This window comes from Arthrobacter paludis, assembly GCF_056782315.1.
Window position 1 is genome coordinate 114,264 of the sequence record NZ_JBXAEW010000005.1, and the last position, 22,843, is coordinate 137,106.

The following is a 22,843-nucleotide window of genomic DNA, read 5'->3' on the forward strand; positions in this document are numbered from 1 at the left end:
GTGGAAGCTCCCGCGGTGCGCCGTCCCGCGGTCAAACCTCCCGCGGTGGGGCCTCCCGCCGTGGGGCCTCCCGCGGCGGGACCTCCCCCGGTGGGGCCGCGACCATCAGCGCGGCCTCGTCCAGGGCCCGGGCGTAGGCCATCGTGGACAGGTAGTCCCCGTGGCCGGCGATCCGGAACTGGTACTCCCCCCGCTCGAACTCCTCGGCGCGGCGGTCCGTGGGCCTCCGCGTCCGGGGTAGCGGCTCGGCCGGGTCTCCGCCGGCGTCGTCGCCTCCGGTGCCGGTGTAGAGCAGCGGGTAGCCGAGTGGATCGGTGCGCCGGTAGAGGTTGAGCCAGCGGTCGCCGAGCACGCGGGAGAGCGCGCCGGGCCCGCGCGGCGCCGGCCAGCCGCGGGCGGCGTCGAGGGCCTCCTCCCCCGCCGCGGTGGGTGGCCACGGGTGGCGGCCGGTCGCCGAGGGGGCCCCGGCCGGCGTCTGCCCGACGACGTCCGGGCCGAGGACCTGCGGGAAGAACCGGCCGAAGAAGTGGCGCAGCTGCGTGCCGTAGCTGATCACGGCGATGCGGCCCATCCGCCCGTCGAACCCGCGGGCGGCGAGGTGGAACAGGGTGAAGATCGTCAGGACGCTGCCGATCGAGTGCGAGGCCAGGACCACGCGGCGGCGGGAAGGGTCCGGGGCGGGCCGCGCGCAGGCGTCCCCCGTGCCGTCGAGCCAGTCGGCGACGCGGTCGGCGAATTCGGGCACGGCCCGCTCCGAATAGCAGGGCGGACCGAACGGGTGCGCCTGCGTCGGCAGGAAGCAGGTCAGGTCCCAGAGCAGGCCGAACGGGCGGGCGTCCTGGCGGGAGGACGCCAACGCCAGGACCAGCACGATGGCCGCCGCGGCCCAGAGGCCTACCACGCCGATGGCGTGCACGGCGGCCCAGCTGGTCCCGTCGGTGTCCGGGACGCCGCCGAGGCGCAGCACGGCCAGGGCGGTGCCGAACCAGCCGCCGACGAACACGGTCCACGCGAGAGCCCCGGCGAACAGCTCGGCCCGGCGGAGGAGGGCCGCCAGCCTCCGGGCCTTCCACAGCAGCCGCACGGCCTCGTCCATGCCCGACGGCAGAGTCCATTCCCCGGCGATGGACTCCAGATGCTGCCGCGCGTCGGCCAGCTCCTCGTCGACGATGCCGCGCCCCGCGCGCCAGACCCGCCACTGGCACCATCCGAACCAGGCGAGCGCGCCGAGGCCGGCGGCGGCCATGCCCCCGGCCTGCAGGGTGAAGACCTCCGGCGGGTCGACGCCGCCGAACAGCCGCCCCGAGGCGACGACGACGGCGCTCGAGAGCATCACGCCGAAGCCGGTCGCGAGCCCCGCGAAGACGAACGGCCCCGCCCCCGCCCAACCGAGGGCGCGGCGGTCGCGGTCGCGGCTGGAGACCCGGCTGCGCAGCAGCGTCCCGGCGAGCGCGAGGCCCAGGACCAGGACGACGGCGGTGGCCGCCGGTCCGGCGGGATCGGCCCGGACGGGTGTGGTGGCGTCGGCCGCCGAGAGCACGAGGACCGCACCGAGGACGGCCGCTCCCGCGAGCCAGTACACGGCATGGAACAGTGGCCGTCCCGCCCCGGGCGTCTCGGCCTGCGGCCGGAGGATCCACCCGGCGCCGACGGCCGTCAGGACCAGGGCCGCGGACGCGAGGACCGGCCACCCCCAGGCGCCGGACCAGTCGGCGGGCCAGCCGTCGCGGGCCATCCCGAGGACCCGGCCCGCCGCGACGATCGCGGCCAGCCAGGCCAGGGCCGCCCCGACATGGACGCGCCGCAGCCGGCCCATCCCGGAGCCGACGACCCAGAGGTCGCGTTCGGCCAGCAGCGGCCGCCCGCCGGGCGTCGCCGAGGCGCCGAACCCGGCCCATTCGCCGCCCTCCGGCCCCCGGTCGGCCCCGTGGGGCCGGGCGCCCTGGGCGGCGACCGCATCGGCGGGGGCCTCCGCCGTTCCGGCGGCACCGGCGGCGAACGCCCCTTCCCCCGGGACGGGGGCGGGCCGCGGGGCCGGTCCGGAGCGGGCCTGGTCGGGGCCGGGCAGGTAACGGGTGCGCCCGAGCAGCGGCAGTGCCCAGACGACGGCGAGGGCCGCGAGCGGCGCGGTCGCGAGGAGGGCGGTCCGCTGGCCCGGCGTCCAGCCCGCGAGCGGCGCGAGCACCGGGGTCGCGGTCCCGCAGTCGACGGGCCCGGTCCCGGAGGCGGGGAAACAGCCGGCCCCGGCCATGTCGAAGGCCACGGCCGCCGCCGTCGTGACGAACAGGAGCGTCAGGAGGAGCCCGAGGAGCCGGACGGTCCCGGCGCCCGGGCCGCGGCTCATCGTGTCGGCGACGCGCCGGGCGGGGTCGGGGTCGACCGCGCCGGGACCGGGGCCGATCCGGTGGCGGGCCCAGTAGGCGGAGTTCGCGAGGCCGAAGGGCGCGACGGCGAACCAGAGCAGCCGCACCACGGCGTCCCCGATGCGGCCCAGCCGCGGGATCCCGGTGAAGCGCGCGAGCAGTCCCCATCCGTAGGCCTCGGTGTGGTGGGCGTGCGGGTCGTTGCCGCGGCGGGTGCTGAAGCCCGCCAGCGCGTCGCCGCGGCAGGAGACGACGTCGTCCGGCGTGGTGCCGAGCATCCGGTGGGGCGGGGTGTTGCGCACGCCGTGGATGCGCAATTCGAGCAGGTCCGGATCATGCGTGGGCCGCTGCGCCATGGGCCTCCCTCCTGCGCCGTCGCCTGCGTGCTCCCACCGTACCGCCGGCCCCCGACGGTTCCCGGAGCGGCCGGCACGGCCGCACGCGCCCTCCGGCGGGTCTTCCCCGCCGTGGGGCCGGATGCGACGATGCAGGCATGACCGGCAACGAGCACCACCACGACGGTGCCCAGCAGCGGCGCCCGCGCGTCGACCACTCCCTGAGCACCGCGAACATCGACCTGCGCGGCGTGGCGCAGCGCCGCCGCGAGGCGGAGGACAAACTCGAGAGGCACCTGCGCGAGCAGGAGGAGCTGCACCCCAAGCACCACGAGGAACACCGCGATTGGCGCGCCGACGGCGCGGGACGGAGCTGACCCATGGCGGAACACGACGGCACCCGCAAGCACGGGGACGGGCACGACGAGGACCTGGAGGCGGTCGATTCGGCCAACCCGGACCCGGAGCGCCAGAACATCACCGGGCTGGAGCCCGGCGGTGGCGTGCCCCCGGGCGAGACGCCGCCCGCCGAGGACCAGATGAGCGGGGACCAGGGGCACGAGGAGTAGCCCGGCGGGGCGCGCCTCCCCGGCCCCGCCGGCGCCGTGGGTCGCGCGGGCCTGGCCTGCGCCGCGTCGGGACGCCGCCGCGGGCGCCGCGCCGAGGCTAGGGCAGGACCGGTTCCGGCGCCGCCGGCTGCGGTGCCGCGTGCGGGACGGGGTGCCCGCGCCGGGCGGCGGCGGCGATCCCGCAGCCGGCGACGGCGGCCAGGGCGGCCAGCGCGAGGGCCGCCTGCGGCCCGGACGCGTCGATGAGCGCCCCGGCGGCCGCGGCACCGGCGGCGACGCCGACCAGCTGCGCCGTCGTCGTCCACCCGAACGCCTCGGCGGCGTCCTGCGCGCCCACGCCGTCGGACGTGATGGTCGTCAGCGTCGCGATGACCGGCGCCACGCCGAGCCCGGCAACGAACACGCTGAGGCTCAGCCACCAGAAGCCCGTGGACGCGACGGACATCCCGAGTCCGAGCGCCACGACGCCCATGCGGCGGGCGAGCGACCACCGCCCCATCGGAACCGCCCCGAGCGCGAGCCCGGCGAGCAGCGACCCGATGCAGAACAGGGCCAGGACGAGCCCGGCCTGGGGCCCGCCCTCGCCGAAGACGGCGACGACCGCGGTCTCGACGACGGCCGTCGAGCCGACCGCGAGGAACCCGACCGCGCCGGAGAGCCGCAGGGCGGGGCTGCGCAGCACCGCGCCGAAGCGTCCCGTCGACGGCGGCAGGACGGCGCTGCCCACCTGCGGGGTGGAGAGGAACCACAGGCCGCCGCCGGCCAGGAAGGCCGCGGCCACGAGGATGCCCAGCGACGTGGAGACCGTCAGGGAGACGGAGGTCGCGAGAACGGGGCCGACGATCCAGATGACCTCCTGGACGGAGGCGTCGAAGGAGAACAGCGCGGTGCGCCGGCCGGGCGCCACGAGCGTCGGGTAGATCGCGCGGGCCGCGGGCTGGATCGGCGGCGTGCTGAGGCCCGCCAGCAGGGCGATGGCGGCATACGCGCCGACGGAGAGCCCCGGCAGGGCCAGGGCGGCGGTGGCCAGGCCGCAGACGGCGAGCGTGGCCGCGATGACGGGCCGCAGGCCGTGCCGGCCGAGGACGCGGCTGGTCAGCGGGCCCGCGATCCCCTGCCCGACGGCGAGCGCGGCGAGCACCAGCCCGGCTGCGGCGTAGGAGTCGTGCATGGCCTCGACGTGGATCAGCACGGCCAGGGAGAGCATGCCGGCGGGGAACCGCGCGACGAGCTGCGAGGCCACGACGCGCAGCACGCCGGGCGCACGGAAGAGGTCCAGGTACGAGGGCATACCTACAGTCTAGCTGGACGGTGCACCATAGTGCGCGGTGAAGTGCAGCACAGTGGCGCGCGTCGCGCCCGCCCCGCCAGGCCTGGCCCGGTCCCCGCCCTAGACTGGTGTCCCGACCCACCGGGAAGGATCCAAGTGAACGGCCACCAGGACATCGTGGACCTCATCGGCCAGCGCGTGCGCTCCGGCCGCGCCTCCCGCCAGTGGACCCTGGACGACCTCGCCGCGCGCTCCGGGATCAGCCGGCGGACCCTGGTCGCCATCGAGCAGGGCCAGGCCAACCCCTCCGTCGCCGTGCTCTCCGCGATCAGCGACGCCCTCGGCGTGGCCTTCGCGTCCCTGGTCGACGCCGGCCACACCGACCCGCTGCAGGTCCGCCGGGCCGGCGAGGGGGCGATCCTGTGGGAGGGACCCGCCGGCGGCATCGCGCGGCTTGCCGGGTCCGTGCCCGGGCAGAACGTCGCGGAGCTGTGGGAGTTCCGGCTCGAGCCGGGCGAGGAGCACGCGTCCCCGCCGCACCCAGCGGGGACCCGGGAGCTGGTCCTGGTCCACTCGGGCGAGCTGACGCTGACCGTTCCCGACGGCGAGGTCGTCCTCGCGGCCGGGGACTCCGCCGCGCACGCCGGCGACTCGGCCCACCGCTACGCGAACGCCTCGGCGGCCGCCGTCGCGTTCGGCGTCGTCGTCCACTACCCCGCGCCGGGGACCGCGGAGCGCTGAGGCCCCGGACGGGCGGGGCCCGCCGCTAGCCGGCCTCGGCCGGTCCGCGCGCCGCGAGCGGGACGCGCCACCCGTAGCGGAGCGAGAGGAGCCGGAACCCGAACACGAGGAGGGCGACGGCGAGGCCCGCCGGCCAGGGCATCCATTCGACGGCCTCGAGCACGGCGGTGAGCGCGGCGCCCAGCATGGCCGGCACGGCGTAGACGCCCCGCGGGTTGAACAGCTGGGGCACCTCGTTGGCCACGACGTCGCGCATCACGCCGCCACCCACCGCCGTCGTCAGGCCGAGCAGCCCGGCCGCGACCGGGTTCAGGCCCGCCTCGGCCGCCTTCAGGGTGCCGGTGACGCAGAACAGGGACAGGCCGGCCGCGTCGAAGACGATCAGCGTCCGGCGCAGCCGGCCCTCGCGCAGCACCCGCAGATAGACCAGGGCCGCGGCCGCGACGGGCGCGGCGAGGTAGACGGGCAGGTCGAAGGCCGTCGGCAGCTGCCCGATCACCAGGTCCCGCACGACTCCCCCGCCCAGCCCCACGAGGGAGGCCAGCATCAGCGAGCCGACGATGTCGAAGCCGCGCCGGGCCGCGAGCAGCGCGCCGGAGGCGGCGAACGCGAACGTGCCGGCGAGGTCCAGGACGAGCATGAGGACGTTCAACGCGGGCCTTTCGGGCGGGACAACGGGGACCGCCCCTCAGCGTACGGCCCCACGGGCCCGGGCGGCGCGCGGCGCGGCCGCACGCGGGCCCGCCCCGCCCCCGGGCATGTCCGGCCCCGCGCGCGATGCCGGCGTGGCGGGCGGTTCCGGCGCGGCGGGACCCCGCGGTTCCCCTAGCGCAGCGGGTCGAAGTGGCGGGCGATCCCAGGCACGTCCCCGCCGGTGAGCTGCCCGGCGATGATCTTGCCGGTCAGCGGTCCGAGCGCCACGCCCCACATGCCGTGCCCGCCGGCCACGAGGACCCGCGGGGAGCGCGTGGGCCCCACGAGCGGGAAGCCGTCGGTGGTCACGGGGCGCGCCCCGACCCACTCCTCGGCCCGGTCCTCCCAGTCGATGCCGGTCAGCATCGGGGACGCCGCGCCGACGATGGCGCGGATCCGGCGCGGGTCCAGCGGCGCGTCGGCGCCCCGGAACTCCATCATCCCGGCGACGCGGAAGCGGTCCCCCAACGGCGTGCACGCCACCCGCTGGGCCGGGAAATAGACGGGGTGGGTCGGCATGGCGTCCGGAACGACCGTGAAGCTGTAGCCGCGCCCGGCCTGCACGAGGCGCCGGACGCCGAAGCGGCGCGCCAGGCGCCCCAGCCAGGCGCCCGAGGCGAGGACGACGGCGTCCGCGGACAGCTCGCGGCCCGCCGAGGCGATGACGCGCACTCCCGTGGGCTCGTCGCGCACGTCGAACACGTTGAACGACTCGACGATCTCGCCGCCGCGCCGCCGCACGGACGCGGCGAGCGACTCGACGTAGCGCGGCGGGTGGATGTAGCGCTGGCCGGCGATCGAGACGCCGGCCTCGACGCGGTCGGACAGCGCCGGCTCCAGGGCGCGGATCCCGTCGCCATCGAGGGTCTCGAAGTCCACGGCGCCGCCGGCCTCGCGGATCGCCTCGAACTCGTGCAGGAGCGCGTCCCGGTCGGCGGTGGACGCGAACGCCGCGAGGAACGGCTCGGCGTGGGTGGTCGGCTCGACGGAGTCGCCCGCCCCGAGTTCGTCGAACGCGTCGAGGCCCTGGTTGCCGATGGCGCTGAAGACCGACATCGCCCGGCGCCACCGCGTGGGCGTGCTGTGCCGGGCGAAGCCGACCAGGAACCGGTACAGCTCGGGGTCCACGGCCGGCGGGATGTACAGCGGGGAGCCGGGGTCCAGCATGGCCTTGGCCCCGTAGCGCAGGACCGCGGGCTCGCCGAGGGGCAGGGTCAGGGCCGGCGTCAGCCAGCCGGCGTTGCCCCACGAGGACCCGGCCGCGACCTTCTCCCGGTCCACGACCGTGACCCGCACGCCGCGCTCCTGCAGGTACCAGGCCGCGGACAGCCCCACGATCCCGGCCCCGACGACGACCACATGCTCCGGCGCACCCGCCATGGAAGCCTCACTCCTTCGCGTCCGAACGGCACTCTTCCTGTGCCCAGCCTCCCCCGTTCCGCCGGACGGGGCAATGGGCGGCGCGCTACCGGCGGCGGTGGCTGGCCCGGGGCGCGGGGCGCCGCAGAACCTTCGGTCCGGCTACCCGCGGACCTCGATCCACATCGGTCCGCGCCCGGTGGCGACGCGGTCCACCGGCTCCACGGAGCCGTCCTCGCCGAGGCGGTACGAGCTGACGTGGTGGGACTTCTCGCCGGCGACCAGCAGGAAGCGGCCCGAGGGGTCGACGGCGGCGCCCCGCGGCTGGCGCTCGGTCCCGACGGAGTGGAGGTACTCGAGCCGGCCGTCCTGCGGGGCGACGGCCAGGACCGAGACCGTACTGGTCGAGCGCTCGGTCACGTAGAGGTACCTGCCGTCCAGGCCGAGGCGCAGGTCGGCGCACCAGACGTGGCCGTGGTCGGGATCGGGGCGGCCGTTGCCGCGCGCCCAGCCGGGCGCGAGGCCGAGGCTCTCGGGGACGGCGGCGACCGACTGGACCTCGGTCAGGGCGCCCGTGCGCGCGTCGCGGTGGTGGACGGTGACGGTGCCGGTCATCTCGTGCAGCACGTACACGGTGGACCCGTCGGCGCTGAAGCGCAGGTGGCGCGGCCCGGACCCCGCGGGTGAATCGACGCTGCCGGCCTCGCCGAAGGAGCCGCCGTCGTAGCGGTACCAAACCACGCGGTCGCTGCCGAGCGCCGCCGAGTACACGAAGCGCCCGTCCGGCGAGGGCAGGACGCTGTGCACCTTCTGGCCGGGCTCGAGCAGGCGGGCCCCGCCGTCGACCGCCCCGTCGCGGTGCAGCGGGATCGCCTCGAGCGCGTTGGAGTGGTAGGACGCGTTGAGCAGCCACTGCCGCTCGGGATGCACCGACAGGTAGGCGGTGGGGGCGCCCAGGCCGGAGGTGGAGTGCCGGGTGGGCGTCCCGTCCTCCGCGAGCCCGAAGACCGCGACGGCCGTGGGCTCGGCGTTCAGCCCCGCGTAGAGCAGCGCCGCGTCGGGGTCGAGGGCCAGGGCCTTGACCATCGGCACCTCCTCGGTGCGGCCGGCCTGCGCCAGGGAGCCGTCCGGGCCCAGCCGGACGTGGTCGATCGTGCCGGACTGCGAGCAGGCGACGTAGAGGCTGACGGCGTCCATGGTTTCTCCCTTCGGTGTCCCACGGGCCAGCCTAGGCCGCTTCCCAGCGAAACGTGAGCCCAGATCCTAGGCGGAGCCGAGGATAATCCACGACAAAATCGGTTTGTCCCGGGTAGGCGACACGGCTCACACTCGATGGAGCACCACTCCCACCCGGAAAGGCCCACTCGTGACCGCTCCCCTGAACCCCCACGTCGTCACCCTCGGCACCGCCGGCGGGCCCCGCTGGTGGACCGGCGACAACGCCGGCCGCCGCACGGGCATCTCGACGGCCGTCGTGGTCGGCGGCCGCGTCTACCTGGTGGACGCGGGCTCCGGCGTGGGCCGCCAGCTGATGAAGGCCGGCTTCGACGTCGGCGACGTCAACGCGATCTTCCTGACGCACCTGCACTCCGACCACTCGATCGACCTGGCCAGCCTGGCCGTGTTCGGCATCTTCAACCGCGCGGCCGGCCAGGAGCCCGTCCGGATCCTCGGCCCCGGCGACCGCGGCGCGCTGCCGCCCGCCTCGCCCCGCGCCGCGGTCCCGCCGCGGCCCGTCTTCCCGGCCCTGCCCACCCCGGGCACCCGGGACATGTTCCACCACCTGATGCAGGCGTACGCAACGGACCTCAACGACCGCGTCATCGACGCCCTGCGGCCCTCGCCGCTGGAGCACTTCACGGCGACGGACATCGCGATCCCGGCCGCGACCGGCTACCACCCCAACGAGAACCCCACCCCCCCGGGGATGGCCCCGTTCGAGATCTACCGAGACGACCTCGTCACGGTGACGGCCACGCTGGTCCAGCACCCGCCGATCGCCCCGGCCTTCGCGTTCCGGTTCGACACCGCGGAGGGCTCCGTCGTCGTCTCCGGCGACACCGCCCCCTGCGAGAACCTCGTGACGCTGGCCTCCGGCGCCGAGCTGCTGCTCCACGAGGCCATCGACTTCGACTGGGTGGAGCGCGCGTACGGCTCGCTCGGCACGGAGGAGGCCCGGGCCTCCATGGACCACCACCGCAAGTCGCACACCTCGCCCCAGCAGGCCATCGACATCGCCACACGCGCCGGAGTGCGCACGCTGGCGCTCCACCACCTCGTGCCCGGGACCACCCCGGACTCCGTCTGGCGGGCCCACGGGGCCGCGTTCGACGGCGAATACCTCATCCCCGACGACCTCGACACCATCGGCTTCGCCCGCGTCCCCGCGGGCACGGCCCCCGAGCAGGAAATGGCGGCCCTCTGATGACGACCCCCTCCTCCCCCACCCTCCAGGCGCCCGACGGCGGGCAGGTGCGCGTCCCCAGCCTGAACACGCCGCAGATGCGGAAGATCCTGGCGTCCAGCTTCATCGGCAGCGCCATCGAGTTCTACGACTTCATCCTGTACGCCACCGCGGCGGCGCTGGTGTTCAACAAAGTGTTCTTCGTGAACCTCGACCCCGCCGTCGCGCTCTTCGCGTCCTTCGCCACCCTAGCCGTGGGCTACATCGCCCGCCCGCTGGGCGGCATCGTGTTCGGCCACTTCGGGGACCGGATCGGCCGCAAGGGCGTCCTGATCACGTCGATGCTCATGATGGGCATCGCCACCACGCTGATCGGCCTGCTGCCGACCACGGCCCAGATCGGCATGCTCGCCCCGGTCGCGCTGGTCGCGCTGCGCGTCGTGCAGGGCATCGCCGTGGGCGGCGAGTGGGGCGGCGCCATGCTCATGGCCCTCGAGCACGCCCCGAAGGAGCGCCGCGGCTTCGCCGCCAGCTTCGCGAACATGGGCGGCCCGGCCGGCGCCGTCATGGCCACGCTGGCCGTCTCCGCCGTCACCACGATGCCCGAGGACGCGTTCATCGCCTGGGGCTGGCGCGTCCCGTTCCTGGCGAGCGTCGTCCTGGTCGGCATCGGCCTGGTCATCCGCCTGAAGGTGGCGGAGTCCCCGCTGTTCATGGCCCTGGAGGCCAGGGCCGAGGAGAAGAAGCTGCCGATCCTCGAGGTCCTGACCAAGTACCCGAAGAACGTCCTGATGGGCACGCTCGTGGGCATGAGCTCCTACACCGTGCAGGGCCTGATGACCGTGTGGGCCGTCGCGTACGTCGTCGACAACGTCGGCCTGGACCGCACGGGCGTGCTGAATGTGAAGGCCGTGGGCGCCGCCCTGACCGTGGTCGCCGTCTTCGTCGCCTCGCGCTACTCCGACCGCATCGGCCGCCGCCCGGTCATGCTGATCGGCATCGCCGCCGGCGCCCTGCTGGCCCTGCCGACCATGTGGCTGCTGGGCCTGGGCACCCTGTGGGCGTTCGCGATCGCCCTGTTCCTGGCCAACGGCCTGACCCAGGGCTGGATCTTCGGCCCGTTCGGTGCCTTCACGGCCGAGCTGTTCCCGACCCGCATGCGCTACACGGGCGCGTCGCTGGTCTACCAGCTCTCCTCGACGGTCGGTGCCGGCTTCACGCCGATGATCGTCTCCGGGCTGGTGCTGGCCGCCGGCGGCGACCTGTGGCTGGTGGGCGCCGTGTGGGCGGGCGTGTTCGCCCTGTCGGCCGTGTGCATGATCTTCGTCAAGGAGGGCAAGAACCAGGACCTCACCGCCGAGAACCTGTAGGCGCACCGACGAGAGGGGCCGGGGCGGCAGGCTGCGTGTCAGCCGCCCCGGCCCCTTCGCCGTGTCCGGGGACCGGCTACGCGCCGGTGGCGATGACGACGTCGAGGCGCCGCGGCCCGTGCACGCCCTCGACGCGCTCGAGCTCGATGTCGCTGGTCGCGCTGGGGCCCGAGATCCACGTGAGCGGCCGGGTCGTGTCGAGCCGCGGCAGCGCCTCCGGCAGCAGCCGCACGATGCCGGACTCCGGGACGACGCACACGTGGTGGTCCGGCACCAGGCTGATGGCGCGCCGCCCCTGGTCGGGGCCGCCGTCGAGGATGATGGTCCCGGACTCGGCGACGGTCACCGCGGAGGACGTGACGACGGCGGCGGTCCGGTCCAGCTCCTCCACGGACAGCCGGGCGCCCGGGGCGTCCACCCGCCGGCGGGCGTCGCCGTCGTCCACCCACCCGGCCGGCAGGCCGTGCGGGACGACGAACGAGTCCGCGTCCGCGAGCAGGCGCGCGATCGCCGCGGGCACGTCGGCGGCCGGCACGACGGCGACGTTCGCCTTGTAGTCCTCGAGGCGGTCGACGAGCAGCTCGACGAGCGCGTCGGGCGCCAGGTCCCCCGCGCGGCGGTAGCCGCGGGGCACCTCCGGGACGGCGGGCGCGTCGGCCAGCGCGACCCGGATGCGGTCGAGGATCTCGGTGCGGGCGTCGCTCACGGGCGCTCCCCCTTCTCGTTGGTGGCGGATCCCGTGGGGCCGGGCGCGCCGCGGTCGTCCGGGTCCGCGCCGGCGGCGCGGGCCGCGCCGCCGCCGTCCCCGTGCCCCCGCTCGGCCTTCCACCAGTCCCGGAAGGACCGGCTCGGCGGGGCCGGGAGGTCGCGGGAGGCCGTCCAGCCGGCGGCGATGCCGGGCAGGCGCTTGATCTTCTTGTCCCGGCCTGCCGCGAGCCGGCCCAGCGGCAGGCCCTTCTCCAGCAGGGCGAGCCGGCTGCCCGAGGACAGCGCCCACTGCGCGCCCTTCATGAGCGCGTCCATCTGGGAGGGCACGCGCGCCTTGCCGCGCCGGGAGTCGACGTCGGCGGCCCGCAGGTGGACGAGGATCGACGGGATGTCGATCTTCACCGGACACGCGTCGTAGCAGGCCCCGCACAGGCTGGACGCGTACGGCAGCGAGTTGTTCTCCTCGGCCTCGATGCCCGTCATCAGGGGCGAGAGGATGGCGCCGATCGGGCCGGGATAGGTGGAGCCGTAGGCGTGCCCCCCGGTGCGCTCGTAGACCGGGCAGACGTTCATACACGCGCTGCAGCGGATGCAGTGCAGGGCGGAACGGCCGTACTCGTCGGCGAGGGCCCGGGTGCGGCCGTTGTCGAGGAGAACCACGTGCACGTCCCGGGGCCCGTCGTCAGGCGCGGCGCCGGTCCACAGGGACGTGTAGGGGTTCATGCGCTCGCCCGTGGAGGAGCGCGGCAGCAACTGCATGAAGACCTCGAGGTCCTCCGCGGTGGGCAGGACCTTCTCGATCCCCATGACGGTGATCAGCGTCTCCGGCAGCGTGACGCACATGCGCCCGTTGCCCTCGGACTCGACGACGCCGAGCGTTCCCGTGTCCGCGATGCCGAAGTTGGCGCCCGAGATCGCGACCCTGGCCGAGAGGAACTTGGCGCGCAGGTGGGCGCGGGCGGCCATGGCCAGGCGCCGCGGCTCGTCCGTGAGGTCGTCGCCGGCCCCGGGCATCTCGCGCCGGAAGATGTCCCGGACCTCGGTGCGGTTGCGGTGGATCGCGGGCACCAGGATGTGGCTCGGCTTGTCGTGGCCGAGCTGGACGATGAGCTCGGCGAGGTCGGTCTCGGTGGCGGCGATGCCCTCGGCCTCGAGGTGTTCGTTGAGGCCGATCTCCTGGGTGGCCATGGACTTGACCTTGACGACCTCGGTCTGGCCGGTGGCCCGGACCAGGCCCGTGACGATGCGGTTGGCCTCCTCGGCGTCGCGGGCCCAGTGGACGGTGCCGCCCCGGGCCGTGAACGCGGCCTCGAAGCGCTCGAGCAGGGCGGGCAGGTCCGCCATGGCCCGCTCCTTGATGGCGGACCCAGCGTCGCGCAGGGCCTCCCAGTCCGGCAGCTCGCCGACCACGTTCAGTCGCTTGTCGCGGATGGTGTGCGTCGCGTGGCGGAGGTTGGCGCGCAGCTGCGCGTTGCCGAGCTCGTGCCGCGCCGCGGCCGGGAACGCCTCGGCCGCGTGCAGGTTGCCGTGGCCGGGCGCGGGGACGGCCGGCATGCCGACGAAGACGGCGCTCACCGGGCCACCCCCCGGCCGACGGCGACCGGACCGTCGACGGCGGCGGGCTCCTCGAGGGTGCTGGCGAGGATCTCGGCGAAGTGCAGCGTGGTGGCCGCCGCTCCGGCGCGGGACAGGCCGCCGCCGATGTGCATGAGGCAGGAGGCGTCTCCGCCGGTGCACAGCGCGGCCCCCGTGGACGCGATGTTCTCCGCCTTGTCCGCGAGCATCGCCGACGAGACGTCCGCGTTCTTGACGGAGAACGTCCCGCCGAAGCCGCAGCACTGGTCGGCCTCGGGCAGTTCCGCGACCTCGATCCCGCCCACGGTGCGCAGCAGGTCGAGCTGCCGGTCCCCCAGGTGCAGCAGGCGCATGCCGTGGCAGGAGGGGTGGTACGTGACGCGGTGCGGGAACCAGCTGCCCAGCTGCGCGGCGGCATCCGTGACGGCCAGGACGTCAGTGAGGAGCTGGGCGAGCTCGTAGGTGCGGGCGCCGACGGCCTCGGCCCGGCGCTTCAGGGCGGCGTCGCCGCACCGGTCGGCGAGCATCGGGTGCTGGTGGCGCACGGAGCCGACGCACGAGCCCGACGGGGCGACGGCGACGTCGTAGTCCTGGGTGTCGAAGGCGTCGACGTGGTTGCGGACGACCGGCAGGGCCTCCGGGAAGTAGCCGGAGTTCAGGTGCATCTGCCCGCAGCAGGCCTGCCCGGCCGGGAAGACGACCTCGTGGCCGAGCCGCTCGAGGATCCGCACGGTCGCGCGGGCCGTGTCCGGATACATCGCGTCGACGATGCACGTGGCAAACAGTGCGATTCTCATGGGATCCCTTCGCGGCGGCATGTGGTCAGACCACTATAGGCCGAGGCGCCGGTCACGTCCAGCGGCCCGCCAGCGAAGCGCCGAGGCGCGGAATCACGCGGTTCCCGCCCACGCCCGAGCGCCGGACGGAAAAATCCTGTGACTCCCCTCACCGCTGGGGCATGATGTGCGCTACAGTGGTCGGACCACAGTGGCCTGACCACAGTCTCCCTCCCCTTCGACCCGAGGACCCGCATGGACACCTTCACCCCGGCGACCGATCCCCTGATGGGCAGCATCGCGTTATCCGCCGTCGTCTCCCTGCTGCCGCTGGTGGCGTTCTTCGTCCTGCTCGCCATCGTGCGGACCCGCGCCTACACGGCCGGCCTGGTTTCGCTCGCGGTGGCCCTCGCGGTCGCCGTCTTCGTCTTCCGGATGCCCGCGGAGCTGGCCTTCGCCTCCGCCGGGCTCGGGGCGGTGTTCGGCGCGTTCCCGGTCGTCTGGATCGTCGTCATGGCGATCTGGCTCTACCAGGTCACGGTCGCCAGCGGGCGGTTCGAGGACCTGCGCCGGGTCTTCGACGTCATCGGCGGCGGCGACGTCCGCCTGCAGTCCGTGCTCATCGCGTTCTGCTTCGGCGGCCTCCTGGAGGCCCTCGCCGGCTTCGGCGCGCCGGTGGCCATCACGGCGACGATGCTGATCGCGCTCGGCATGGCGCCGCTGCGCGCCGCCGCGGCCGTGCTCGTGGCCAACACCGCCCCCGTGGCGTTCGGCGCCGTCGCCATCCCGATCACCACCGCCGGCGGGCTGACCGGCATCCCGCCGGAGCACATCGGCGCGATCGTCGGCCACCAGGCCCCGTTCCTGGCCCTCATCGTGCCCACCCTGCTGCTCTTCATCCTCGACGGGCGCCGGGGCATGCGCGAGTGCTGGCCGGCCACGCTCGTCATCGGCGCGGCCTTCGCCGTCGCCCAGTACCTGTGCGCCACGTTCTTCGCCTACGAGCTGACCGACATCGTGGCGTCCCTGGCCGGCATGGCCGCCGCCGTCGTCTTCCTCCGCTTCTGGACCCCGCGGGGGCGCGAGGAGGCGCGCGAGCGCGTGCTCGCGCACGGCGCGACGGCGGCCGCCGACGGCGGGCCCGCCCAGGGCGCCACGGCGACCGAGGGCGGCGCGGGCGGGCACCGCGAGCCCGGCCGCCTGCTCCCGGGGCCGACGTTCCTGGCGCTCTTCCCGTATCTGCTCGTGATCGTCGTGTTCGGCGTCGCGAAGCTGTGGACCCTCGGCGCCGACGTCCCCGGCGCCCTCGCCGCCACGGACGCGAAGGTCCAGTGGCCGCTGCTGCACGAGCGCGTCGTCGACGCGGCCGGCGAGCCGCTCTCCGCCACGACCTACACGTTCTCGTGGCTCTCGAGCCCGGGCACGCTCCTGCTCATCACGGGCCTCGTCGTCGCCGTCGTTTATTCGGTGTTCGACGGCGGCGGCAAGTACCGGATCACCCTGGGGCGCGCGATCGCCGAGATCGGCCGGACGGTCTACTCGATGCGCTGGGCCGGGCTGACGATCGTGACCGTGCTGGCGCTCGCCTACGTCATGAACCTCTCGGGGCAGACCATCACGATCGGCACCTGGCTCGCCGGCACCGGCGCCGCGTTCGCCTTCCTCTCGCCCATCCTCGGGTGGATCGGCACCGCCGTCACCGGCTCCGACACGTCCGCGAACGCGCTGTTCGCCAAGCTGCAGCAGGCGGCCGGCAACAACGCCGGCATCGACCCGGCCCTGCTCGTCGCCGCGAACACCTCCGGCGGCGTGGTCGGCAAGCTGATCAGCCCGCAGAACCTGGCCATCGCCGCCACGGCGGTGGGCATGGAGGGCAAGGAGTCGGTGATCCTGCGCAAGGTCGCGGGCTGGTCGGTCGGGATGCTGGCGTTCCTGTGCCTGCTCGTCTACCTGCAGTCGACGCCGGTCCTGTCGTGGATGCTGCCCACGCCGTAGGCCCCGGCACCTCCCCCGCAGCCCGCTCCCGCACCGCGCGGGGGCGGGCTGCCGCGTCCCCGCGCGGGTCCGCGTGGGCCGCAGCGTTCCGCCGCCCGGAGCCCGCGGCGGCGTCCGGCCGCAGGCTGCCGTGGCCCAGCCCCGCCCCCACCGCGGCGCGTGGCAGGATTGTCCGGTGACCACCCCCAAGCGACCCGCGCCGAAGGCGTACGAGACCGTCCTGAACAGCATCGAGGCGCAGCTGCGCTCCGGCGAGCTCAAGCTCGGGGACCAGCTGCCGGGCGAGCGGGCCCTGGCGGAGAGGCACGGGATCTCGCGGGCTTCGGTCCGCGACGCGATCCGGGTGCTGGACATCATGGGGGTCGTGCGGACGGCCACGGGGTCGGGGCCGTCCTCCGGCGCGGTGCTGATCTCCAACCCGGCCTCCGGCATCTCCACGGCGCTGCGCATGCACGTGGCCCTGGCCAGCCTGAGCGTCGAGGAGATCGTGCAGACGCGCATCCTGCTGGAGACCTGGGCGGCGGAGACGGCGGACCCCGACGCGGATCCCGAGCGGCGCCAGCGGGTCCTCGCCGAGGCCGCGGACCTGCTCGGGCAGATGGACGACCCGGACCTGGGCCGCGAGGAGTTCCACGCGCTGGACGCGCGGTTCCACGTGCTGCTCTCGTCACTGGCGGGCAACGCGGTCATCGAGGCGATCATGGAGTCGCTCCGCTTCGCGATCAGCGACTACGTCCGGGAGTCCGTCCCGAGCGACGAGGCCTGGCGCCCGGTCGCCGAGACCCTGCGCTGCCAGCACCACGGCATCCTCGACGCCGTCGGCGCAGGCCGGGGGGCCGAGGCCTCCCGCCTGCTGCGCGAGCACATCGAGTGGTTCTACTCGACGACCCGGGGCCTGGCCTAGGCCCCGACAGGCACGCGCGGCCCCGCGGCGGGGGCGGCTGCGACGGCTGGGACACACCCGGGGGACGGCTGGGACACATCCGACCGGCCCGACCCACGGGAACGCGGCGTGTCGTGCGCGACACGCCGCATGGGGACGCCGATGAGCCCGGGCGGCGCCGGCGATGTGTCCCAGGCGTCCCCACTGCCACCCGGACGCCGCCGGGACCCCCGGACGCCGCGGGGACGCCCGGGTGCCGGGCCCTACGCCCCGCGGCGGAAGGCGGCCAGCAGCGCCGCGGTGGCCGCCCGGGTGCCGGTCTCCAGCGTGGGAGCCTCCTCGGGGGCGAAGAACGGCGAGTGGTTCTTGGGCACGTCCTGGCCGGCGAGCGTCGCGGCGGAGTGCCCGCCGAAGTACCAGTAGACCCCGGGCACGCCCGCGGCCGCCGGGAGGGTGCCGAAGTCCTCGGACCCCATGAGGGGCTCGGACTCGATGACCTTGTCCCCGCCGATCGCGCCGCGCAGCGCCGCGGCCACCTCCCGCGTCCACTCCGGCTCGTTAACCAGCAGCGGGAAGCGGTAGAGCTCCTCGATCTGCGGCTCGGGGGCGCCGGAGACGGTGGCCTCGGCCAGGATGATGCGCCGGACAGCGGCCAGCACGGTCTCCCGCGTCTCCTCGTCGAGGGAGCGGATGTTCAGCGTGAACTCCGCGCGGTCCGGGATGATGTTCTCCTTCAGCCCCGCGTGGAACGTGCCCACGGTGACGACGGCGGAGCGCCGCGCGTCCAGCTCCCGCGACACGACGGTCTGCAGCCGCGTCACGATGTGCGCGCCGAGCACGATCGGGTCGATCGCATCCTGCGGCTGCGAGCCGTGGGACTGGCGGCCGCGCAGCGTGACCTTCCACGAGTCCGCCAGCGCCATCGCGTTGCCCTCGATGTACCGGATCTCGCCGGCCGGGATCGGCATGACGTGCTGGCCCAGGACGACGGCGGGGCGCGGCGCCCGGTCCCAGAGCCCGTCCTCGACCATGGCCTTCGCGCCGGCGGCGGTCTCCTCGCCCGGCTGGAACAGCAGCACGAACGTACCGGACCAGGCCGAGCGCTCCCGGACCAGCAGCCCGGCGGCGGCCAGCAGGCACGCCACGTGGGTGTCGTGGCCGCAGCCGTGCATCACGGGCACCTCGGTGCCGTCGTCGAGGGCGCCCGTGGCCGTGCTCGCGTAGTCGAGGCCGGTGGCCTCCTGGATCGGCAGGCCGTCGGTGTCGGCGCGGAAGGCGACCGTGGGGCCCTCGCCGTTACGCAGGATGCCGACGACGCCGGTGCCGCCACTGCGGAAGTTCTCGATGCCGAGCCCGTCCAGCCGGCCCGCGATGTAGTCGGCCGTGGCGTGCTCCTGCATCGACAGCTCCGGCGTGCGGTGCAGGTGCCGGTAGGTGGCGATCAGGTCCTCGCGCGCGGCGGCATCGAGCTCGGGCAGGGCGGCGGTCGTCGTGTCCACGGTGTCCTTTCGGTGGTGCGGTCGGGAGTCGGTGGGCCGAGCGGTCAGGCGGTCTCGGCGCCGCGGGGGCGCAGGAACCACGCCAGGATGATCGTAGCGATCACGCAGATGCCGGTGGCGACGAACGCGAGCTTCGGGAAGGCCGGGACCAGGACGAGCTGGACCAGGACGGCCACGACGAGGGCGATCACCGTCGGGCGCAGGCGGCGGACGCTGATGATCGACTGGACGGCCACGGCGCCGAAGACGGAGGGGACCACGTACGTGCGCACGACCTCCATCACGGACTCGGGGAGCATGCTCACGAGCCAGGTCCCGAGGACGCCGACGAACACCAGCAGGGACAGCAGGTGGACGGCCGCGGCGCCGCAGATGGCCATCGAGGCGGCCAGGCTGCCGCGGGGCGTGCCGGGCTTGGCGCCGATGTTGTCCTGGGCCACCAGCGCGGAGGGCAGCAGCTTGTTGGAGATGTTGCCGATCATGAAGGCCTGGTACATCGCGGCCGGGCCGAGGATCGGGAAGTAGGTCACGGGCTCGACGAGCCAGATGATGAAGAACGTGCCGGCGACGGCGGCGAAGGCGGTCCAGAGCTGCGTGGCCTGGATGCCGAGGTTGCCGAAGAAGATCAGGTACAGCGGGCCGGACAGCGAGATGATCAGACCGATGATCATCGTGAGGCGGCCCCAGCGGTTGGTGGTCGTCTCGTAGCGGTGCATCGCCGCGGTGGAGACGCCCTCGGTTCCCTGGATGGTGCTCATGGTGGGTCCTTTCGGGTCAGGCCACGCCCAGGCCGAGGCCGGCCTGGTCGGCGAAGTAGGCGGCAAAGAGTCCGGCGACGATCGCGATGCCGAGACCCCATTCGCGGATCCACGGCTTGGAGAGCCGGGCGGCGAGGAAGGTGCAGAGGCCCATGATCAGGCCTGCGGCGATGAGGGCGACGGTGTGGGCGCCGCTCTTGGGGACCTCGGCGATGCCGAGGGACAGGAACGCGGCCAGCAGTGCGGCGCCGGGGATGACCGTCAGCAGCAGCGGGTTGACCTTGGTCAGGTGGTCCTCGCCGCGCTTGAGCAGCGGCGTCAGGATGAGCGTGGCCAGCATCCACATGGCGCCTCCGGCGCTCATGGCGAAGAATGCGACGGCGAAGGCGTTCTGCGTGTACGCGTCGCCGCCGAGGGTCGCGCCCATCGAGCCGGTCGCGATGGTCGCGGCGCCGGTCTCGTAGGCGGCGGAGCCGATCAGGCCGATGCGGACGAGGACGCCGGGGGTACCGAACAGCGCGAGCAGCGCCACGGCGACGATGACGACGGCGAGCGAGGGGCCGATCGCGGCGACGGCGCCGGAGCGGAACGAGTGCCGCAGCTCCTCGCGGCTGATGCCGACGTAGGGGCCGGCCTTGTGTGCCGCCTTCATGTAGATGACGGACTGGACAATGATCACGACGAAGACGCCGATCGCGGCCGCCCAGAGCACGGGCAGGTTGGCGACGGCCAGGATGTCGGTCGATGACCCTGGGGCGGTGGCAGAGGGGAGCATGGCGCCTTCCCGGGCTTGGCTGGTGCGCGTGTGCGCCTGACCACTCCAGTGTCCGCGTGATGATCGTCACTCACGTAGAATTCCCAAGAAAGTTACACGAAATAGGCCTGGAGGCGAGAATATGCTCACATCCGTCGACGAGGAGGACCTGCGGTTGGTCCACGCGCTCCAGCTTGCGCCGCGCGCGCCGTGGACCACGCTCGGCGACGTCCTGGGGCGCCACCCGACGTCGCTTGCCGAGCGCTTCGAACGGCTGCGCGACGGCGGCGTCCTGTGGGTGACCGCGCACCCGCGCGGCGGTCCGGAGGACATGACGCTCTCGTTCCACAGCGTCCACTGCGAGCCCGGCTCGCGCACCGACGTCGTCGCCAGGCTGTGCGCGGTCCCGGAGGTCTTCTCCATCGAGGAGTCGCAGAGCGGGCGCGACCTGCTCCTGACCGTCATCGTGCCCGAGCCGCGCTATCTCCGCGAGGTCGTCTACCCCGCCTTCGACGCCGTTCCGGGCCTCCTGCGGTACGAGTCCTCGTTCTGCACCGCCCTCCACAGCGGCGCCTACGCCTGGCGCACCGGCGCCCTCTCGCGGGCGGAGACGGTCGAGCTGGTCCGCCGCACCGAGACCAGTCCCCCGGACCGCGGCACCGCGCCGCCCGCCTTCGGAGACATCGCGCGGGCGCTGGCCCACGACGGGCGGGCCACCGCGGTCGACGTCGCCGCCAGGAGCGGCCTGGCGCCCGCGACCGCCCGCCGCCAGCTGCAGCGGGCCCTGGCCAGCGGCCGGATCTCCCTGCGGGCCGACGTGGCCCAGGGGGTGCTGGGCTTTCCGATCGTCTGCCAGTGGTTCGCGCGGCTTCCGACGTCGGAGCACGCCGCGGCCGCCGCCCGGTTGGGCGCCATGGGGAGCCTGCGCCTCTGCGCCTCGACGACGGGGCCGACGAACTTCATGTTCCTCATGTGGCTGCGGACCGCCGCGGAAATCACGGAGGTCGAAACGCGCCTCGAGGACGCCCTGCCCCACCTCCGCATCGCCGAGAGCGTCGTGCTGTCCAACATCCCGAAGCGCGTCGGCTGGGCGCTTGACCCGCAGGGGCGGGCGCAGGGGCTGCTGACGGAGCCGCCCGCGTACTGGTAACCGGTCGACCCCCGCCGACCCCTCTGCAATAATCTGCGTATGCACGCAGATATGAACAGCGAATCGCTCCGGCCTGACAGCGAATACGTGGAGCTGGCCGTGGAGGTCTTCGCGATGCTTGCCGACGCCACGCGGGTCCGGATCGTGCTGGCGCTGCGGGACGGGGAGCAGCCCGTCGGCGAGATCGCCCGGATCGTCGGGAAGGCCCCCGCCGCGGTGTCGCAGCACCTGGCGAAGATGCGTCTGGCGCGCATGGTCTCCCCGCGCCAGGACGGGACCCGCGTGCTGTACAGCCTGGCGAACGGCCACGCACGGCAGCTCGTCGCGGATGCGATCTTCCAGGCCGAGCACGCCCTCGACGCGGTGCCGCGCCACCACCGGGGCGGCGCCGCCCACGGGCACGGCGCCGCCCGCGGGGCCACGGCCGCCCCGGGGGCGAACGCCGACGGCGTCCCGGCCCCGGAGGTGACGGTCCGGTGAGCGAGGCCAGGGAGACGCGCCGGCCGGTCGAGGGCACCCCGGCACACGACGATCACCGAGCGGGCGACGCCGCCCACGGGTACGGCGCCGCCCCCGGGCATTCGGCGAGAGACCACCACGGGGCCCACGACCACCCGGACCACGAGCACGACCACGGACACGGCCACGGGGCCCACCACCACGACCACGACCACGACCACCACCACCCTTCCGGCCTCCGCGGCGTGTTGCACGGGCTGTTCGTGCCGCATAGCCACGACGCGGCGGACTCGATCGACGACGCGCTCGAATCCAGCCGGGCGGGCATCCGGGTCGTGAAGATCTCGCTGGTCGGCCTCGGAGCCACGGCCCTGGCGCAGTTGGTGGTCGTCGTGGTCAGCGGGTCGGTCGCCCTGCTGGCGGACACGGTGCACAACTTCTCGGACGCGCTGACCGCGGTCCCGCTGTGGATCGCCTTCGTGCTCGGGCGCCGGGCGCCCACGCGCACCTTCAACTTCGGCTTCGGCCGCGCGGAGGACCTGGCGGGGCTGTTCATCGTGGCGATGATCGCCCTGTCCGCCGTGGTCGCGGGCGTGGAGTCCGTCCGCCGGTTCTTCGAGCCGCAGCCGGTCCAGAACGCGGGGTGGGTCCTCGCGGCCGGCGTCGTTGGGTTCGTGGGCAACGAACTGGTGGCCCTGTACCGGATCCGGGTCGGGCGGAGGATCGGGTCGGCGGCGCTCGTGGCCGACGGCGTCCACGCCCGGGCCGACGGGTTCACGTCCCTGGCCGTCGTGGCCGGGGCCGGCGGCGTCATGCTCGGGCTGCCCCTGGCCGACCCGATCGTGGGACTGCTGATCTCGGCGGCGATCTTCGTACTGCTGTGGGGCACCGCCCGGGATGTCGGCCGGCGGCTGATGGACGGCATCGACCCGCGGCTGCTGGCCAGGGCCGAACACGCGCTGGCGCCCGTGCTCCCGGCGGGCAGCACGGTGCAGCTGGCGTGGAGCGGCCACCGGCTCAACTCGCTCCTCACGTGCCCGGTCGACGACGATGTCCCCGCCGCCGACATCCGTGCCCTGGAGCGGCGCGCCGACGCGGCGCTGCGGGCCGGCGTCCCGGGGATCGGGGAGGTCCGCCTGCGGGTGGCCCCCGCCGTCGGCCGACCCTAGCCAAAGGCGGCCG

19 protein-coding genes and 2 pseudogenes are annotated in these 22,843 nt (G+C 74.5%); 10 read left to right on the plus strand and 11 right to left on the minus strand.

From position 1 onward, the window contains the following. Positions 1–31: 31 nt before the first annotated feature. Positions 32–2,719: a hypothetical protein gene (locus AC1Q5D_RS05890; RefSeq protein WP_481737640.1), complete on the minus strand. Its 2,688-nt coding sequence runs from the start codon at positions 2,717–2,719 to the stop codon at positions 32–34. Positions 2,720–2,856: 137 nt separating this feature from the next. Between AC1Q5D_RS05890 and AC1Q5D_RS05895 the strand changes: the two genes are divergently transcribed. Continuing rightward, positions 2,857–3,075 carry a hypothetical protein gene (locus AC1Q5D_RS05895; RefSeq protein WP_481737641.1) on the plus strand — a complete coding sequence of 73 codons (219 nt, stop codon included), beginning with the start codon at positions 2,857–2,859 and terminating at the stop codon, positions 3,073–3,075. Between the two features lie 66 nt (positions 3,076–3,141). Next, positions 3,142–3,267 (plus strand): annotated as a pseudogene (locus AC1Q5D_RS05900) (DUF6480 family protein); the annotation flags it as partial. A 97-nt stretch (positions 3,268–3,364) separates the two neighbouring features. Here AC1Q5D_RS05900 and AC1Q5D_RS05905 read toward each other — a convergent pair. Next, a complete protein-coding gene (locus tag AC1Q5D_RS05905) occupies positions 3,365–4,558 on the minus strand; it encodes an MFS transporter (RefSeq protein ID WP_481737642.1) in 1,194 nt (397 codons plus the stop codon). Between the two features lie 135 nt (positions 4,559–4,693). Between AC1Q5D_RS05905 and AC1Q5D_RS05910 the strand changes: the two genes are divergently transcribed. Continuing rightward, on the plus strand, positions 4,694–5,278 hold the full coding sequence (locus AC1Q5D_RS05910; RefSeq protein WP_481737643.1) for a helix-turn-helix domain-containing protein: 585 nt from the start codon (positions 4,694–4,696) through the stop codon (positions 5,276–5,278). Between the two features lie 25 nt (positions 5,279–5,303). Here the strand turns inward: AC1Q5D_RS05910 and AC1Q5D_RS05915 are convergent, their stop codons facing one another. From AC1Q5D_RS05915 to AC1Q5D_RS05925, 3 genes and pseudogenes are all read right to left on the minus strand, one after another. After that, on the minus strand, positions 5,304–5,930 hold the full coding sequence (locus tag AC1Q5D_RS05915; protein ID WP_481737644.1) for a trimeric intracellular cation channel family protein: 627 nt from the start codon (positions 5,928–5,930) through the stop codon (positions 5,304–5,306). A 173-nt stretch (positions 5,931–6,103) separates the two neighbouring features. Then, positions 6,104–7,435, minus strand: a pseudogene (locus AC1Q5D_RS05920) (NAD(P)/FAD-dependent oxidoreductase); the annotation flags it as partial. 57 nt (positions 7,436–7,492) lie between these two features. After that, the gene (locus AC1Q5D_RS05925; protein ID WP_481737645.1) at positions 7,493–8,527 is read right to left on the minus strand and encodes a lactonase family protein; all 1,035 of its coding nucleotides are present in this window, start codon (positions 8,525–8,527) and stop codon (positions 7,493–7,495) included. A gap of 169 nt (positions 8,528–8,696) precedes the next feature. Between AC1Q5D_RS05925 and AC1Q5D_RS05930 the strand changes: the two genes are divergently transcribed. Further along, positions 8,697–9,755, plus strand: coding sequence for an MBL fold metallo-hydrolase (locus AC1Q5D_RS05930; RefSeq protein ID WP_481737646.1), 1,059 nt, complete (start codon positions 8,697–8,699; stop codon positions 9,753–9,755). Then, a complete protein-coding gene (locus AC1Q5D_RS05935; RefSeq protein ID WP_481737647.1) occupies positions 9,755–11,104 on the plus strand; it encodes an MFS transporter in 1,350 nt (449 codons plus the stop codon). The genes AC1Q5D_RS05930 and AC1Q5D_RS05935 overlap by 1 nt, the downstream gene beginning before the upstream one ends. A 76-nt stretch (positions 11,105–11,180) precedes the next feature. On the opposite strand, the gene AC1Q5D_RS05940 is transcribed toward AC1Q5D_RS05935, so the two are convergent. The 3 genes from AC1Q5D_RS05940 to AC1Q5D_RS05950 are packed head-to-tail and all read right to left on the minus strand — an operon-like array spanning position 11,181 to position 14,184. Further along, the gene (locus AC1Q5D_RS05940; RefSeq protein ID WP_481737648.1) at positions 11,181–11,810 is read right to left on the minus strand and encodes a LutC/YkgG family protein; all 630 of its coding nucleotides are present in this window, start codon (positions 11,808–11,810) and stop codon (positions 11,181–11,183) included. Further along, a complete protein-coding gene (locus AC1Q5D_RS05945; protein ID WP_481737649.1) occupies positions 11,807–13,387 on the minus strand; it encodes a lactate utilization protein B in 1,581 nt (526 codons plus the stop codon). Before AC1Q5D_RS05945 ends, AC1Q5D_RS05940 begins: the two co-directional genes overlap by 4 nt. Further along, positions 13,384–14,184, minus strand: coding sequence for a (Fe-S)-binding protein (locus AC1Q5D_RS05950; RefSeq protein ID WP_481737650.1), 801 nt, complete (start codon positions 14,182–14,184; stop codon positions 13,384–13,386). The genes AC1Q5D_RS05945 and AC1Q5D_RS05950 overlap by 4 nt, the downstream gene beginning before the upstream one ends. A gap of 234 nt (positions 14,185–14,418) precedes the next feature. Between AC1Q5D_RS05950 and AC1Q5D_RS05955 the strand changes: the two genes are divergently transcribed. Next, entirely contained in the window at positions 14,419–16,158 is a 1,740-nt protein-coding gene (locus tag AC1Q5D_RS05955) for an L-lactate permease (RefSeq protein ID WP_481737651.1), read from the plus strand. Between the two features lie 175 nt (positions 16,159–16,333). After that, on the plus strand, positions 16,334–17,062 hold the full coding sequence (locus tag AC1Q5D_RS05960; protein WP_481737652.1) for a FadR/GntR family transcriptional regulator: 729 nt from the start codon (positions 16,334–16,336) through the stop codon (positions 17,060–17,062). 242 nt (positions 17,063–17,304) lie between these two features. Here the strand turns inward: AC1Q5D_RS05960 and AC1Q5D_RS05965 are convergent, their stop codons facing one another. The 3 genes from AC1Q5D_RS05965 to AC1Q5D_RS05975 are packed head-to-tail and all read right to left on the minus strand — an operon-like array spanning position 17,305 to position 20,073. Then, positions 17,305–18,540, minus strand: coding sequence for an amidohydrolase (locus AC1Q5D_RS05965; protein ID WP_481737653.1), 1,236 nt, complete (start codon positions 18,538–18,540; stop codon positions 17,305–17,307). A 44-nt stretch (positions 18,541–18,584) separates the two neighbouring features. After that, positions 18,585–19,298 (minus strand): hypothetical protein, encoded by a 714-nt coding sequence (locus tag AC1Q5D_RS05970; RefSeq protein WP_481737654.1) that lies wholly within the window; start codon positions 19,296–19,298, stop codon positions 18,585–18,587. A 16-nt stretch (positions 19,299–19,314) separates the two neighbouring features. Next, positions 19,315–20,073 carry a DUF5058 family protein gene (locus tag AC1Q5D_RS05975; RefSeq protein WP_481737655.1) on the minus strand — a complete coding sequence of 253 codons (759 nt, stop codon included), beginning with the start codon at positions 20,071–20,073 and terminating at the stop codon, positions 19,315–19,317. A 121-nt stretch (positions 20,074–20,194) separates the two neighbouring features. Here AC1Q5D_RS05975 and AC1Q5D_RS05980 point away from each other — a divergent pair, with 121 nt between their 5' ends. The 3 genes from AC1Q5D_RS05980 to AC1Q5D_RS05990 are packed head-to-tail and all read left to right on the plus strand — an operon-like array spanning position 20,195 to position 22,830. Continuing rightward, entirely contained in the window at positions 20,195–21,202 is a 1,008-nt protein-coding gene (locus AC1Q5D_RS05980; protein WP_481737656.1) for an Lrp/AsnC family transcriptional regulator, read from the plus strand. Between the two features lie 39 nt (positions 21,203–21,241). Continuing rightward, positions 21,242–21,682, plus strand: a complete 441-nt coding sequence (locus AC1Q5D_RS05985; protein WP_481737657.1) for an ArsR/SmtB family transcription factor — start codon at positions 21,242–21,244, stop codon at positions 21,680–21,682. After that, complete coding sequence (locus AC1Q5D_RS05990) at positions 21,679–22,830, plus strand: cation diffusion facilitator family transporter (protein WP_481737658.1); 1,152 nt, start codon at positions 21,679–21,681, stop codon at positions 22,828–22,830. The genes AC1Q5D_RS05985 and AC1Q5D_RS05990 overlap by 4 nt, the downstream gene beginning before the upstream one ends. Positions 22,831–22,843: the final 13 nt, after the last annotated feature.

Excerpts from the sequence above, each read along its gene's own strand:
- AC1Q5D_RS05890 (WP_481737640.1), bottom strand. The coding sequence starts at position 2,719 with ATGGCGCAGCGGCCCACGCATGATCCGGACCTGCTCGAATTGCGCATC.
- AC1Q5D_RS05895 (WP_481737641.1), top strand. The coding sequence starts at position 2,857 with ATGACCGGCAACGAGCACCACCACGACGGTGCCCAGCAGCGGCGCCCG.
- AC1Q5D_RS05905 (WP_481737642.1), bottom strand. The coding sequence starts at position 4,558 with ATGCCCTCGTACCTGGACCTCTTCCGTGCGCCCGGCGTGCTGCGCGTC.
- AC1Q5D_RS05925 (WP_481737645.1), bottom strand. The coding sequence starts at position 8,527 with ATGGACGCCGTCAGCCTCTACGTCGCCTGCTCGCAGTCCGGCACGATC.
- AC1Q5D_RS05935 (WP_481737647.1), top strand. The coding sequence starts at position 9,755 with ATGACGACCCCCTCCTCCCCCACCCTCCAGGCGCCCGACGGCGGGCAG.
- AC1Q5D_RS05950 (WP_481737650.1), bottom strand. The coding sequence starts at position 14,184 with ATGAGAATCGCACTGTTTGCCACGTGCATCGTCGACGCGATGTATCCG.
- AC1Q5D_RS05955 (WP_481737651.1), top strand. The coding sequence starts at position 14,419 with ATGGACACCTTCACCCCGGCGACCGATCCCCTGATGGGCAGCATCGCG.
- AC1Q5D_RS05970 (WP_481737654.1), bottom strand. The coding sequence starts at position 19,298 with ATGAGCACCATCCAGGGAACCGAGGGCGTCTCCACCGCGGCGATGCAC.
- AC1Q5D_RS05975 (WP_481737655.1), bottom strand. The coding sequence starts at position 20,073 with ATGCTCCCCTCTGCCACCGCCCCAGGGTCATCGACCGACATCCTGGCC.
- AC1Q5D_RS05980 (WP_481737656.1), top strand. The coding sequence starts at position 20,195 with ATGCTCACATCCGTCGACGAGGAGGACCTGCGGTTGGTCCACGCGCTC.
- AC1Q5D_RS05985 (WP_481737657.1), top strand. The coding sequence starts at position 21,242 with ATGCACGCAGATATGAACAGCGAATCGCTCCGGCCTGACAGCGAATAC.